Below are 12,456 nucleotides of genomic sequence, written 5' to 3'. Positions count from 1 at the left end.
ACCGCCCCTTCCGAAGCGGATTCTACCGCACCAACGGTATGTAACGCATTTTCGCGGTCCGGCCGTCCGCTGCCGGTCCGAACACACCATGGCAACTGTTGAAAGGCCGTTCACCATGTCGTATCTGCTGCACATCGACTCGTCGTCGCTCGGCGAGGCCTCGGTCTCGCGCCAGGTCGCCCGGTCCTTCCGCCGGGCATGGACCGGGCAGGTCGTCCACCGCGACCTCGCCGTCGCTCCGGTGCCCCACCTGGACGCGGCAGGCATCACCGCGCGCACCGTCGAACCGGCCCGGCACACCCCGGAGCAGGCCGAAGCGGTCAAGGTGCAGGACGAGCTCATCGAGGAGTTCCTCGGTGCCGGCGCCTACCTGTTCACCGTGCCGATGTACAACCTGACGATGCCGTCGGTGTTCAAGGCGTGGCTGGACCAGATCGTCGTCGACGGCCGCACCTTCCACCACGCCGGGCCTTCGCCGGCCGCGGGGCGCCCGGCGGTGGTGATCTCCGCCCGCGGCGGGGGATACGGTCCCGGTGCCCCCAACCACGGCTTGGACTACGTCGTGCCCGCCCTGGAAACCGTCCTGGGTCGGGAGGAGCTGCTCGGCCTGGACGTGACCAGCGTGGTTCCCGAGTTGACGATGGTCCCGGACACCCCTGCGCTCGCTGAGCTGCTGCCGAAACACGAGGCGTCGATGGCCGCCGCCCACGATCAGGCCCGGCAGCTCGCCACCGCCCTTGCCGCCGGCGCGTGATGGGGTTCCCGGGCCGCGTAGCGGGCCTGGACCGGACGGATCGGGCCGCATAGCAGTACAGGCACGGGATTCAAGATCATCGTGGGGTCTTGCGCCCGATGATCGGAAATGAGTCCCGTGCCTGCTGCTCAATCATTCCCGGGATCCCGGCCGAACCCGCCGGCCTGTGCCGATTCCAATGGGCAATCGGCATTCCGCCCACTGCATCCGGCAGCGCGTCCGGGATTCACGTTCACCGAAAAGTACCGGCTACCGACCGGCCCTTTCGGGAACGCGATCAACCGTTGGGGCCGGGCGGAACGGGGATGCACTCGCCGGTGATGGGGTGCGGCAGGGTGTTGGGCGGGCACTCGGCCTGGACGCTCGGTGCGGGGGATTCGGCCAGGGCGGCGGGGGCGGACAGGCCCAGGGCTCCGAAGGCGAGGGCACCGGTTGCCACTGAAGAGAGCAGGATCCTGCGCATAGGCGTTCCTTTCCGAAAAGGATGCCCCACCGGTGCGCGGCCTCGTTCGGCCGTACCGGAGCGGACAGGGCCGGGACCCGTCCGGAATCCCGGTGGGGACCAGCGGCGATTCACCGCAATAGGGACAATATCTACCACAGCGCTGCGTGCCCGACAATGGCATGGTCGCCGTTTCTGCCGAGTGCAGAGGCTGAAGGCATTGGGGTCGGCTGCCCTCGCCCGTTCGTCCGGAGCGAGAACGCCGAAATGATCTCCGATTCCCGTCCCGGTTATCCGCAAAAACGGATTCGGCGGCAAAAAGTCCGGGTGCGCGCGACCACGGAGGAAACGCGCACCCGGCGCCGGCGGTTGCCGGGCCGGTCGGGCACCGCGGCACTGCGCGGCGCGCCGGGCGGCGGTCTGCCATGCTGTCGGCCTCACGGGCCGCCGACCGGTGGCCGACGGAAAGGGGGCCCGCATGGCCGCGGCGGCAGACCAGCCGGCACCGGAACCGGCACCGGCGGCCGGCTCGGCGGCGCGGGCCGCCACCGCCGCCGACTGGTTCCGCTTTTCCCAACTGCTGCGCTTCGCCTGGCAGCAGGGGCTGTCCTGCCTGTTCGCGGTATGCCTGTTCGCCGGGCTCGCCCTTTCGGCGCTGGTGCCGCTGCCCATCGCGCGCTACGACGCGCTGCTGCTCTACGGCCTGGCCCTGACCGCCGTGTTCTGGATGACTCGGTTGGAGACCGGATCCGAGGCGCTCGCCGTGGCCGGGTTCCACGTCGTGGGGCTGGTCTTCGAGCTGGTGAAAGTGCACATGGGGTCGTGGAGCTACCCGGAGGAGGCACTGGCCAAGTTCGCCGGGGTGCCGCTCTACAGCGGGTTTCTGTACGCGGCCGTCGGCAGCTACGTGTGCCAGGCGTGGCGCCGGCTGGACCTGGAGTTCGCCGGATACCGCAGGGCCGCCACGGCCCTCGTCGCCGCCGGTATCTACACCAACTTCCTGACCCACCACTGGCTGCCGGATGTGCGCATCGCCCTGGCCGCCGCCATGGTCGCCGCCACCTGGGGCGTGATGGTGCGCTTCACCGTCGGCGGAGTGCGCTACCGGATGCCGCTGGCGCTGTCGTTCGTACTCATCGGCTTCTTCCTGTGGGTGGCCGAGAACATCGCGACGTTCCTCGGCGCCTGGGAGTACCCCGACCAGGCCGAGGTGTGGCACCTGGTGCACCCGGCCAAGTTCGGGGCGTGGGCGCTGCTGGTGACGGTGGCCTGCGTGATCGTCGCGACCTGGAAGCAAGAAGGCGCGGAACCGGTGCGGGGGCGCGACCGGACAAGCCGCTGACCGCGGCCCCGCCGGCCCGGTACCCGCCTCCTCGTGCGCGGCTCGGGCGGCGGGGTGCGGCTCAGTACATGCCGCCATCGGCCCGCAGGCTCTGGCCGGTGAGCCATCGGCTGTCGTCGGAGGCGAGGAAGCCGGCAACGTCGGCGATGTCCTCGGGCTCGCCAAGGCGTCCCAACGGGGTCTCCGCGACCATCCGCTCGACGGTCTCGTCCGTGAGGGCTCCGATCAGGGCATCGGTGCGGGTCGGGCCGGGAAGCACGTTGTTCACCGTGACGCGCCTGGGGCCCAGCTCCTTGGCCAGTACGCGGACGACCTGCTCGACGGCTGCCTTGCTCGCTGCGTATACGCCGGTGCCGGGGGAGTGGTCGGCTGTCGCTCCCGCGGATACCGCCACGATACGGCCGCCGTCGCGAACGCGCCGCGCGGCCTCCCGCAGCACGATGAAGCCTGCGCGCGTGTTGGTCGCGAACATGGCGTCGAAATCCTCGTCCGTTGCATCGGTAACCGGTGCGAAGCGGGCGAAGCCGACGTTGCTGACGACCGCGTCCAGGCCGCCGAAGTTCCGCTCGGCCGCGTCGAAGAGTCCGTACAGCTCGTCGGGGTCGCTGACATCGGCCTGGGCGGCCACGGCCGTGCCGCCCGAGTGTGCGATCCGGTCGACCACCTCCTGCGCGGCGCCGCGGTCGGTGCGGTAGTTGACGACCACGCTCATGCCGTCGGCGCCGAGCCGTTCGGCGATGGCGCGGCCGATGCCCCGCGACGCTCCGGTGACTAGGGCGACTCGTGTGGCCTGCATGATGGGACCTCGCAAATAGTCGACTACATCGTTAGTCGATACTCGCTCCTATTTTCGCTCGAACCGTCAATTTGCGATGGCGTAGTCTTTGCTCCTATGGCACCGACGGAGCGGGCGACCGACCTCGCCTGGACACTCATGCAGCTGCACCGGCAGGTCCGCTCGGCTCTCGTCGTGGTGGCCCACGGCTTCGAGCTGACCGTTCAGCAGGCCGAGATCCTCTGCGTACTGCAAAGCCGCGAACCCTCGTTCGGCGAGTTGGCCGAGCTGCTCGGCTGCGACAAGACGAACATCACCGGCCTGGCCGACCGGCTCGCGCGCCGCGACCTGGTGCACCGCTACACCGACCCCGCCGACCGCCGGGTATCGCGCCTGCGGCTGACCGGCGAAGGCCGCGCCTTCGAGCAGCAGGTCCGCGACGCCATGGCCGCGGCCATCGAAGAGCGCTGGGGCGTGCTCTCGCCGCAGGAACGCGCCGCCCTCGCCGGGCTCGCGGCCGTCGAGGGCGCGCCGCCGCCGCGTTCCCGCCGCAGCGCATGGCACGCGGCGGCGCGGTCGCGGCGGCGCTGCGAAGTCACTGCTCGCGCAGCCCCTCGGGCACGATCTCGGCGTAGCTCGGCGGGTCCTCGACCAGCCCGGTCCGGGAGTGGAACTCCAGCGCGGTCTCGACGGATTCCTTGGAGAACCCGGCGCCGGCGGCCACCTCCTCCTGCATGATGGGCATCAGCTCCGCGCGCGCCTGGGGGTCGATGCCCTCCATGTAGTCGCCGAGCAGCTTCTCGACCCCGGGATCCTCGCGGATGTCGGTATTGGCCCGTTCGATGGCCCGCTGGAAGGCGGCCACCTCGTCGGACTTCCGCTCGCGGATGCCGGCGGTGGTGAAGACGACGCCGTGGGCCGTGTCCTCGAAACCGGGGATGTCCCCGCGCGACGGCGAGATGTAGGCCGTGCCCGCTCCGGTGGCGTGGGCCTGCTGGGCGACCGGCTGGAAGAACGACAGCGCGTCCACCTGGCCCGACTCCAGCGCGCCCAGCGCGGCAGCGGGGTCGGCGCCCAGGTTCACCAGCTTGGCGTCGGTGGCCGGGTCCATCCCCTGCTGCTTGAAGATGTAGGCCACCAGCGCCTCCGTGCCGCTGCCGGGCCCGGTGATGCCGATGTTCGCGCCCTCCAGCGCGGCGACGCGCTCCTCCAGCGGTGCGTCCTGGTCGGGCCCGCCGAAGTCCGGGCCGACGATGATGTCGACGTAGTACTTGTCGACCAGGCCGGCCGCCAACTCGGCGGAGTCGTCGTTGCCGTAGAGGTTCAGGGCGTCGGTGAGCACGCCGGCGCCCAGGTCGATGCTGCCGGACTGCAGGGCGGCGGCCACCTTCGCGCCTGTCCCCAAGCGCGGCCGTTCGCCCAGCTCCACGCCCTCGTCGGCGAAGTAGCCGCGCTGTTCGGCGACATACAGCGGGAAGAACGCCACCGAGTCGCTGATCTGGCCGACGTTGAGCGTGCCCTCGGGGGAGTCGGCGGAGCCGCCCGCGCACGCGCCGGTCCCGAGGACCAGGGCGGCGAGGGCTCCGGCCGCCGCCGTTGCGCGCACGCGGCGCGCCGTGGTCGTGGCTGTCATGCTCTGGCCTCCACTGGTTTCCACCGGCTCACGCGGTGGTCGATGAGTCCGACGAGGAAGTTGAGGATCGCGGCGATCACGCTGAGCACCACGAGCGTGGCGAACACCCCGGCGGTATCGAACGTGGCGGCGGAGTTGCTGATCAGGTAGCCCAACCCGCGGTTGGACGCCACCAGCTCACCGATCACCGCACCGATCAGCGCATACGGGATCGCCACCTTGAGCCCGGTGAACATGCCGGTCATCGAAGCGGGCAGCATCACTTTGAGCGCGATGTCGCGCCGGCCGCCGCCCATCAGCCGCACCGCGTCGATCAGGCCGCGGTCCACCTCGCGCACGCCGGCCGCGGTGTTCAAGAAGACGAGGAAGAACACGGTGACCGCGGCCAGCAGGATCTTCATGTCCATCTCGATGCCGAACCAGACGATGAACAGCGGCGCCAGCGCCACCTTCGGAATCGAGTACAGCGCCATGATGAACGGATCCAGCACCCGGTAAACGGTCGGCAGGGTGGCCAGCGCAAAGCCGAGGACCGCGCCCCCGGCGGAACCGAGCGCGTAGCCGTAGACGATCTCCTGCAGGGTGATCCAGGAGTGCATCCACAGGGTGCCGTCGGCGTTCCAGTCGACCAGGCGGCCCCAGATGTCGCTGGGGCGGCTGGTGAAGCTCGCATCGAAGACGGAGCCCGCGGTCAGTTGCCAGACCGCGATGAAGCCGGCCACGAGCAGGATCCGCGCGGTCCAGATGGAGGCGGTGCGGCCGTGGCGCTGCCACCAGGTGCGCTGCAGGGCGACGATGCCGTCCTGGGCGCCGGGGCCGGCATCGCCGGGATTACCGGACTTGCCGGTCTGCGGTGATTCGGTCATGGCGCTCATCTGGCCCCCTTGCGCAGGGCTTCGGTCATTTGCCGGTGCAACGCGACAAAGTCGGGCTCCACCCGCAGTTCGTCGGGGTCGCGCGGGCGCGGCAGGTCGAGTTCGCGGTCCAGGACGCAGCGCCCGCGCAACCCGAGCACCACGGTGCGGTCGCCGAGCAGCAGGGCCTCCTCGATGTCGTGGGTCACGAACACGACGGTCTGGCCGCTGTCCTGCCACAGGCGCAGCAGTTCGGTCTGCAGGTCCATGCGCAGCTGGGCGTCCAGCGCCCCGAACGGTTCGTCCATCAGCAGGGTCTCGGGGTTGCCGGCGAGCATCCGGGCCAGGCTGACCCGGCGCCGCATACCGCCGGAAAGCTCGCGGGGGTAGTGGCGCTCGAACCCGGTGAGCCCGACACGCTCGATGAGCTCCAGCGCCCGCCCGCGCCGGTCGCGGGCGCCGACACCGCTGATCTCCATCGGCATCTCGACGTTGCGGCGCACATCGCGCCAGGGCATCAGGGTGTCGCTCTGGGTGAGGTAGCTGATCTCGGTGCGCGGCCCGGAGACGGTTTCGCCCCGGTAGGCCACGGTGCCCGCGGTGGGCCGGATCAACCCGGCGAGCAGGTTGAGCGCGGTGGACTTGCCGCATCCGCTGCGCCCCAGGACGGTAACGAAGCTGCCCTCCTCGACCGCCAGGTCGAAGTCGCGCAGGGCGACGATACCGGTGTCGTCCTTGACGAACTGCTTTGTCAGTCCCTGTACTTCCAATAGCGCGCTCATGTCCGGCCGCTGCCCGTCGTCTCGTCGGCGGCCCGCAGACCGTAGGCGTCGTAACTCAGCTCGCCCGAGCGCCAGCGCTCCCGCAGGCCGTCCTCTTTGGCGATCCGCTCGCGGACCGCGGCAACGGTGGCCCCGACCCGGTCGGCCGGCACCGCCGCCGCACCGTCGTCGTCGAGCAGCACCGCGTCGCCCGGTGCCACCGGGGTGCCGCCGAGCACCACCGGCACGTCGACGGCGCCGCGGACGTCCTTGGTGGCGCCGCGCACCCGCCGCCATCGCGCCCACACCGGCAGACCCATCGCGCGCAGGTCGGCCACGTCGCGCACGGAGGCGTTGACCAGCACGCCGGCCGCGCCGCGCAGCTTGGCCTGGGTGGCGAGCAGGTCGCCGAACAGTGCCACCGGGCGGGGTTCGGGCATGGTCAGCACCAGGATTTCGCCGGGTTGGAGCCGGACCATGACCTCGTGCACGGCGCGGTTGTCGTCCTGGCCGCAGACCGCGATGCGGGCCGGGCCGCCCACCCGCGCGCCGGGCAGCAGCGGCTCCAGGCCGAGGTCGATCAGGCCCGCGCGTCCGGCCGCCTCATAAACGGTGGCCACGCCCGCGTCGGCCAGTTCGCGCACCGCGTCCTGCCCCTGGGCGCTCACAGCGCAGCCACCGTGTTCGGCAGCAGCCGGTGGAAAGCCTCGGCCTGGCGGATCGCGGCGTCGCCGGTGACCTTGCGGGCGTGGTTGCCGCGCTGGTCGGCGCGCTGGCGGTAGTAGTCCTGCAGGTAGTGCTGGGCCTGCATGGCCGACATGGCCTCGACCTTCTGCTCGAAGACGGGGGTGATGTCGACGTAGACCGTGGGCACGAAAGCGCACAGCTCGGGCTGGTGCGGTTCGAAGACGAGGAACTCCGAGGGCGGCGCGGTGCGGAAACCGCTGGCCACGCCGGCACCCGAGGTCAGCAGCCGGGCCTTGGCCACGGCCGCGTGGGCGGCGGGGTGGTCGGGGTTGAACGGGTCCTTCTCGGGGTGGGTGAGCACCACGTGCGGCGCGAAGTCGCGCATCATCTCGGCGAGGCGGTCGATCGCCGCGGCGCCCACCTCCAGCGGATAGTCGCCGAGGTCCAGTGCCTGGAATCGGGCGCCGACCGCGCCCGCGGCCTGCTCCGCCTCGGCGTGGCGGATGCGCTTGACGTTCTCCTCGGTCTGGCCGGGCTGCTCCCACAGCTTCCCGGACTCGCCGCGCTCGCCGTAGGACAGCGCGATCACGACCGCCTCGCCGCCCGCGGCGGTGTGGCAGGCGACGGCGCCTGCGGCGCGCCAGACGAAATCGGCGCTGTGCGCACCGACGACCATCATACGGCGGTTGCTCATCGGGTTGCCTCCTGGGGGGTTGCGGGGGCGGTCGTGCGCTCGTTGACGGCGCCGGCCAGCCAGCGCGAGTTGGCCACGGCCATGGTGCGGACCTCGGACTCGGTGAATCCCTCGGCCAGCAGCCAGTCGGCCAGGATCGCCAGGCCGTCCTCAACGGGGGGATTGAACGGCTGGCCGAGGTCGCTGGAGAGCACGGAGTTCTCCGGCCCCGCGGCCCGGATGTTGTCGACCCAGGTGCGCCAGTCGACCTTGCCCGTGTAGGGGGTGGTGAAGCACCGCTCCAGCAGCACGCCCTGCTCGGCCAGGCGCCGCTGCCGTTCGGCGGCCACGCGCTGGGAGGTGAACTCCGGGTGGGTGACCACGACGCGGCGGACGCCCTCGTCCAGGGCGGCGCGGGCGACGACCTCGATCTCGGCGGTGCTGAGGTGGCCGGTGGCCAGCGTCATGTCGTGCTTGGCGATGACCCGCAGCACTTGGCGGGCGATCTCGCGGACCCCGCCCTGGCCGTCGAGCACCTCGACGGGGTCGGCCGCCATGCCGTCGGCGCGCAGTTCGTCCTGGAGCTGCGCCCACATTGGGGGCGTGGCGCCCTCGGGCATGTCGGCGGTGCAGGCGCGCTGGTTGGAGCTGTCGACGGTGGGCAGCCACACCACCTGGGCTCCGCTGCGGCCGGCGATGTCGACGGCGATGGGGTTCAGTCCGCCGACCGCGCCGTTCAACGTGATGGCCCCGACCGCATGGCATGCGGGCACTGCGGCGTTGACCACCGCGGCGCGCTCGGCGGTGGGCACGTAGTGGGACTTCAGTACGAACCCGGCCAGTCCCGCCGCTGCGAAGCGGGGGGCCAGGGAGAGGTCGTCGATGCGCCGCCGCATCACGTCCGGGGCGACGTGGATGTGGGTGTCGTAGGCGCCCTCGACCAGTTCCCGCGCCCGGGAGGAGGGCGTCGGATGCTCCGCCATACTGCCTCGTCTCCTGTCGACATAATGTCTGAAAAAATTGTTAACAATCTCGGTCACATGTGTCAAGGGTCACGGAAGGCGGATCACCCCTCGTCACGGCATTGCGCCGACTCCGGCGCCCGGCATACGAAACGCGGCCGGCGGCCCGCAACCAGAGCCCGCCGACCGCGTTTCGTGAGCGAAGCGGCGGCCTACACCTGCAGGCCGCCGCTTGGTGCGACATCCTTGAGTGCTTCGATCACGCTGCCCAAATGCGCCCGCATCGCGCGCTCGGCGGCCACGGGATCGTGGTCGGCGATGGCCGCGATGATCGCCGAATGCTCGGGCAGCGAGGTGTTGGGCCGGCCGGGCTGCAGGGCCAGCCGGAACTGGTGGCGCACGTTCTGCGCGCGCAGCCGCTCCAGTACCGCGCCCGCGGTCCGCTGCCCGCTGAGCTCGCGGATGCGGCGGTGCAGCAGCTGGTTGGCCTCGGAGTAGCCCAGCACATCGCCCGCCGCGACCAGCCGCTCCATGCGTGCGCCGATCTCGCGCAGCTCGGCGGTCTGCTCGCCGTCGACCCGCTCGGCGGCCTTGGCGGCGCACAGCCCTTCCAGCATCATGCGCACCTCGCTGATCTCGACGGCCTCCGCCAACGAGACCGCGCGGACACGGGCGCCGCGGTTCTGCTCGCGTTCCACCAGCCCTTCCTCGGTGAGCTGGAGCAGCGCCGAGCGCACCGCACTGCGGCTGGTACCGAAACGAGCGGACAGGTCGGCCTCGACCAGCCGCTGATCGGGCGCGAACTCGCCGCGGGTGATGCCCTCGCGGATCGCCGCTGCGACGGAGCCCTCCGCACCCTTCCCACCCTTGGCGGCCCTGCGCGAGCCGGACCCTCCGCCGTTGTCAGCCACGTTCCCTCGCTTCTCCGGATCTTGCGCCGATTCCACCGGATCCCACCGAATCCCGGCCGCAATATTGTCGCCAATTTCGTTATCACATTAGTGTAGGCATGGCCCGACCGCCGACTGTGGGGAGCTGAACGTGATCCGGAAGCAAGCGTCCGACACGTCCGATGTCCGGATCGCCGTACTCGGCCTGGGAGAGGCGGGCGGGCTGATCTCCGCCGACCTGCGGGACGCCGGGGCGCGCGTGCAGGGTTACGACCCGGCCCAAAGCGCGCCCGAAGGCGTCGCCGACCTGCCCAGCGAGGAAGCGGCCGTGGCAGGGTGCGACCTCGTGCTCAGCGTCAACAGCTCCAAGGCCGCCGCCGACGCGCTGCTGGCGGGCCTTGCCGGCGCGGGCCCGGACACCGTGTGGGCCGACTTGAACACCGCGGCACCCCGGGTGGAGCGCCGCCTGGGCGAGATCGCGGCCGAAGCGGGGATCGCCTTCGCCGACGTCTCGCTGATGAGCCCGGTCCCCGGCCGCGGGCTGCACACCCCGATGCTCGCCTCCGGCCCCGGAGCCGCCCGCTATGCGGAACTGATGGGCCCGCTGGGCGCCGGCGTCGAGGTGCTGGAGGGTCCGGCGGGGGTGGCCGCCGAACGCAAGCTGCTGCGGAGCGTCTTCTTCAAAGGCATGGCGGCGGCCGTTGCCGAGGCCCTGGCCGCCGGACGTGCCGCCGGCTGCGAGGACTGGCTGCGCGGCAATATCGCCGACGAGCTGGCCCGCGCCGACGCCGCCACCGTCGAGCGCCTGGTCGACGGCAGCCGCCGCCACGCCGTCCGCCGCACCGACGAGATGCAGGCCGCCACCGACATGCTCGCCGACCTGGGTGTGCCCGCACGGATCAGCCCCGCCAGCCGCGACCTGCTGCAGGGCTTGCAGGATCCCGCCTAGGCGAAACGCCGCGTTCGGATGTACGGGCCATGGGTAGGCGGCCAGCGACCACAACCGCTGTTCGGGGGGACCGATATGCAGTTGCAGCAGCCCAAGGACCTGTGCCTCTACGAGCTGTCAGCAATGTACAACGGCGAGAAGACGATCGTTGAAATGCTCAAAGAGGTCGCTGCGGACATCGACAACGACACGTTGGCCGACATGATGCGCACCCACCAGAGCGAGACCAAGCAGCAGGCGCAGATCCTCGAGGAGTGCTTCGAACGTCTCGGGGAGTCGCCGCAGGACATCCCGTGCGGTGTCGTCGACACGATCCGCAAGGAGTACAAGGACTTCCGGAGCCGGCAGCCTTCGTCGCAGGTCCTGACGATGTTCGCGCTGGGCGGCGCGATGAAGATCGAACATTTTGAGATCGCCTCCTACCGCGCTCTGGTGGACCAGGCACTGGCCATGGGCGATCCCGGGCTTGCCCAGAGCCTCACCACGATCCTCAAGCAGGAGGAGGAGACGGCGGGCAAGCTGGAGCGCTTCGCCCACGAGCTCGACGAGAAGGTGCTGCAGCCGAGCTGACGCTGCTGCTCCTGCCGGCCGCCGTGCCTTGCGTCCCCGCCGGTCCGCGGGGTGCAAGGCACGGTTTTTGCGTATGACCGCATCCCGGACGCCTCCCGGACGCAGCACGGGCACCCCCGGCACCGTACGAGCACCAGGAGTACCCCGCACGGCAACGCCTGCGCGCCCGGGCCCGGGGCCGCCGCACCCCCTTCGCGGCGGCCCCGGGCCGTGCTGCGACGGATCAGCGCAAGGTGTCCTTGATCTTCTCGCCGGCGCTCTTGGCCTGGCCGGGTATCTTCGGCCGGCCGGAGGAGTCGGTGTGCGAGGTCACGTACTGGTCGGGCTTGGGCGCCGGCGCGGAGGCCTTGCCGCCCAGCGGCGACGGGTCGGCCATGTACTCGAAGGAGTGGCGCCCGTCGGGCGCCCGCCCGCCGGCCCAGGGCCCCTGGTCGGCTTCGCCGCCGTCGGAGAGGTGCCAGTGGGTGCGGGCGTGGGCCTGGTTCTCCTCGTCGAACAGGCCGTCGGGCACGATGGGGCCTTCGACGCCCTCGTCCTTGAGCTGTTCGATCGCGGCCAGCCACTGGTTCTGGTGCACGGTGTCGCGGGCCAGGTTGAACTGCAGCATCGCCTTGACGCCGGGATCGTCGGTCATGTGGTACAGGCGCGCGGTCTGCAGCCGCCCGTGGGATTCGGCGGCGACGTTGGCGCGGAAGTCGGCCATGAGGTTGCCGCTGGCCACGATGTACTTGCCGTTCCACGGGGTGCCCGCGGCGTCGGACGGCAGCGCACCGCCGCCACCGACAATGGCCTGCTGGGGATTCATGCCGCCGACGACGGCGGCGGTGGCCGGGTCCTTGACGGCTTCGGCGGTGACATCGTCGGGAGCGCCGTCGAGCAGCCGGCCGACCATGGTGGCGATCATCTCCACGTGGCCGATCTCCTCGGTGGCGATGTCCATGATCAGGTCCTTGTACTTGCCTTCCATGCGGCAGTTCCAGCCCTGGAAGAGGTACTGCATGGTCACGGTCATCTCGCCGAAGGCGCCGCCGATGAGCTCTTGGAGCTTCATGGCGTAGAGCGCATCGGGCTGTTCGGGTTTGGCCTCGAACTGCAGTTGGCTGGTGTGGCGGAACACGAGCGGCTCCCTTGGTGGTTCGGGATCGGTTGGGGCCCGCGCGGCCG

At 70.8% G+C, this 12,456-nt stretch carries 14 protein-coding genes and 1 pseudogene; 5 read left to right on the top strand and 10 right to left on the bottom strand.

What is annotated here, in order from left to right:
- The first annotated feature begins 88 nt into the window (after positions 1 to 88).
- Complete coding sequence (locus ACYVD5_RS14020; RefSeq protein WP_461001464.1) at positions 89 to 754, top strand: FMN-dependent NADH-azoreductase; 666 nt, start codon at positions 89 to 91, stop codon at positions 752 to 754.
- A 277-nt stretch (positions 755 to 1,031) separates the two neighbouring features.
- On the opposite strand, the gene ACYVD5_RS14015 is transcribed toward ACYVD5_RS14020, so the two are convergent.
- Complete coding sequence (locus ACYVD5_RS14015; RefSeq protein ID WP_461001463.1) at positions 1,032 to 1,217, bottom strand: hypothetical protein; 186 nt, start codon at positions 1,215 to 1,217, stop codon at positions 1,032 to 1,034.
- 457 nt (positions 1,218 to 1,674) lie between these two features.
- Between ACYVD5_RS14015 and ACYVD5_RS14010 the strand changes: the two genes are divergently transcribed.
- The gene (locus ACYVD5_RS14010) at positions 1,675 to 2,538 is read left to right on the top strand and encodes a DUF817 domain-containing protein (protein ID WP_461001462.1); all 864 of its coding nucleotides are present in this window, start codon (positions 1,675 to 1,677) and stop codon (positions 2,536 to 2,538) included.
- Positions 2,539 to 2,599: 61 nt separating this feature from the next.
- Here ACYVD5_RS14010 and ACYVD5_RS14005 read toward each other — a convergent pair whose 3' ends face one another.
- A complete protein-coding gene (locus ACYVD5_RS14005; protein WP_461001461.1) occupies positions 2,600 to 3,334 on the bottom strand; it encodes an SDR family oxidoreductase in 735 nt (244 codons plus the stop codon).
- Between the two features lie 96 nt (positions 3,335 to 3,430).
- Here ACYVD5_RS14005 and ACYVD5_RS14000 point away from each other — a divergent pair.
- Positions 3,431 to 3,667 (top strand): annotated as a pseudogene (locus ACYVD5_RS14000) (MarR family transcriptional regulator); the annotation flags it as partial.
- A gap of 241 nt (positions 3,668 to 3,908) precedes the next feature.
- Here the strand turns inward: ACYVD5_RS14000 and ACYVD5_RS13995 are convergent.
- The 7 genes from ACYVD5_RS13995 to ACYVD5_RS13965 all read right to left on the bottom strand — a co-directional run bounded on the left by ACYVD5_RS13995 (position 3,909) and on the right by ACYVD5_RS13965 (position 9,794).
- Positions 3,909 to 4,946: an ABC transporter substrate-binding protein gene (locus tag ACYVD5_RS13995; RefSeq protein WP_461001460.1), complete on the bottom strand. Its 1,038-nt coding sequence runs from the start codon at positions 4,944 to 4,946 to the stop codon at positions 3,909 to 3,911.
- Positions 4,943 to 5,821 carry an ABC transporter permease gene (locus tag ACYVD5_RS13990; protein WP_461001459.1) on the bottom strand — a complete coding sequence of 293 codons (879 nt, stop codon included), beginning with the start codon at positions 5,819 to 5,821 and terminating at the stop codon, positions 4,943 to 4,945. Before ACYVD5_RS13990 ends, ACYVD5_RS13995 begins: the two co-directional genes overlap by 4 nt.
- Positions 5,818 to 6,582, bottom strand: a complete 765-nt coding sequence (locus ACYVD5_RS13985; protein WP_461001458.1) for an ABC transporter ATP-binding protein — start codon at positions 6,580 to 6,582, stop codon at positions 5,818 to 5,820. The genes ACYVD5_RS13990 and ACYVD5_RS13985 overlap by 4 nt, the downstream gene beginning before the upstream one ends.
- Positions 6,579 to 7,229, bottom strand: coding sequence for an RraA family protein (locus ACYVD5_RS13980; RefSeq protein WP_461001457.1), 651 nt, complete (start codon positions 7,227 to 7,229; stop codon positions 6,579 to 6,581). Before ACYVD5_RS13980 ends, ACYVD5_RS13985 begins: the two co-directional genes overlap by 4 nt.
- Positions 7,226 to 7,942, bottom strand: coding sequence for a PIG-L deacetylase family protein (locus tag ACYVD5_RS13975; RefSeq protein WP_461001456.1), 717 nt, complete (start codon positions 7,940 to 7,942; stop codon positions 7,226 to 7,228). Before ACYVD5_RS13975 ends, ACYVD5_RS13980 begins: the two co-directional genes overlap by 4 nt.
- Entirely contained in the window at positions 7,939 to 8,904 is a 966-nt protein-coding gene (locus ACYVD5_RS13970) for a DUF6282 family protein (protein WP_461001455.1), read from the bottom strand. The genes ACYVD5_RS13975 and ACYVD5_RS13970 overlap by 4 nt, the downstream gene beginning before the upstream one ends.
- 191 nt (positions 8,905 to 9,095) lie before the next feature.
- Positions 9,096 to 9,794, bottom strand: a complete 699-nt coding sequence (locus ACYVD5_RS13965; protein ID WP_461001454.1) for a GntR family transcriptional regulator — start codon at positions 9,792 to 9,794, stop codon at positions 9,096 to 9,098.
- 130 nt (positions 9,795 to 9,924) lie between these two features.
- Between ACYVD5_RS13965 and ACYVD5_RS13960 the strand changes: the two genes are divergently transcribed.
- Together ACYVD5_RS13960 and ACYVD5_RS13955 are read left to right on the top strand one after the other, a co-directional pair.
- Positions 9,925 to 10,722, top strand: coding sequence for a DUF1932 domain-containing protein (locus ACYVD5_RS13960; RefSeq protein ID WP_461001453.1), 798 nt, complete (start codon positions 9,925 to 9,927; stop codon positions 10,720 to 10,722).
- Between the two features lie 18 nt (positions 10,723 to 10,740).
- Complete coding sequence (locus ACYVD5_RS13955; RefSeq protein ID WP_461001452.1) at positions 10,741 to 11,292, top strand: YciE/YciF ferroxidase family protein; 552 nt, start codon at positions 10,741 to 10,743, stop codon at positions 11,290 to 11,292.
- A gap of 223 nt (positions 11,293 to 11,515) precedes the next feature.
- Here the strand turns inward: ACYVD5_RS13955 and ACYVD5_RS13950 are convergent, their stop codons facing one another.
- Positions 11,516 to 12,409 carry a manganese catalase gene (locus ACYVD5_RS13950; RefSeq protein ID WP_461001451.1) on the bottom strand — a complete coding sequence of 298 codons (894 nt, stop codon included), beginning with the start codon at positions 12,407 to 12,409 and terminating at the stop codon, positions 11,516 to 11,518.
- Positions 12,410 to 12,456: the final 47 nt, after the last annotated feature.

The organism is Streptomonospora sediminis (genome assembly GCF_054778995.1).
Note: the sequence above shows the minus strand (reverse complement) of the source record. Positions and strands in the feature narration are given on the sequence as shown.

What these genes read in the sequence shown, in the direction of transcription:
- ACYVD5_RS14020 (WP_461001464.1), top strand. Translation starts at nt 89, where the DNA reads ATGGCAACTGTTGAAAGGCCGTTCACCATGTCGTATCTGCTGCACATC.
- ACYVD5_RS14015 (WP_461001463.1), bottom strand. Translation starts at nt 1,217, where the DNA reads ATGCGCAGGATCCTGCTCTCTTCAGTGGCAACCGGTGCCCTCGCCTTC.
- ACYVD5_RS14010 (WP_461001462.1), top strand. Translation starts at nt 1,675, where the DNA reads ATGGCCGCGGCGGCAGACCAGCCGGCACCGGAACCGGCACCGGCGGCC.
- ACYVD5_RS14005 (WP_461001461.1), bottom strand. Translation starts at nt 3,334, where the DNA reads ATGCAGGCCACACGAGTCGCCCTAGTCACCGGAGCGTCGCGGGGCATC.
- ACYVD5_RS13995 (WP_461001460.1), bottom strand. Translation starts at nt 4,946, where the DNA reads ATGACAGCCACGACCACGGCGCGCCGCGTGCGCGCAACGGCGGCGGCC.
- ACYVD5_RS13990 (WP_461001459.1), bottom strand. Translation starts at nt 5,821, where the DNA reads ATGAGCGCCATGACCGAATCACCGCAGACCGGCAAGTCCGGTAATCCC.
- ACYVD5_RS13985 (WP_461001458.1), bottom strand. Translation starts at nt 6,582, where the DNA reads ATGAGCGCGCTATTGGAAGTACAGGGACTGACAAAGCAGTTCGTCAAG.
- ACYVD5_RS13975 (WP_461001456.1), bottom strand. Translation starts at nt 7,942, where the DNA reads ATGAGCAACCGCCGTATGATGGTCGTCGGTGCGCACAGCGCCGATTTC.
- ACYVD5_RS13970 (WP_461001455.1), bottom strand. Translation starts at nt 8,904, where the DNA reads ATGGCGGAGCATCCGACGCCCTCCTCCCGGGCGCGGGAACTGGTCGAG.
- ACYVD5_RS13955 (WP_461001452.1), top strand. Translation starts at nt 10,741, where the DNA reads ATGTACGGGCCATGGGTAGGCGGCCAGCGACCACAACCGCTGTTCGGG.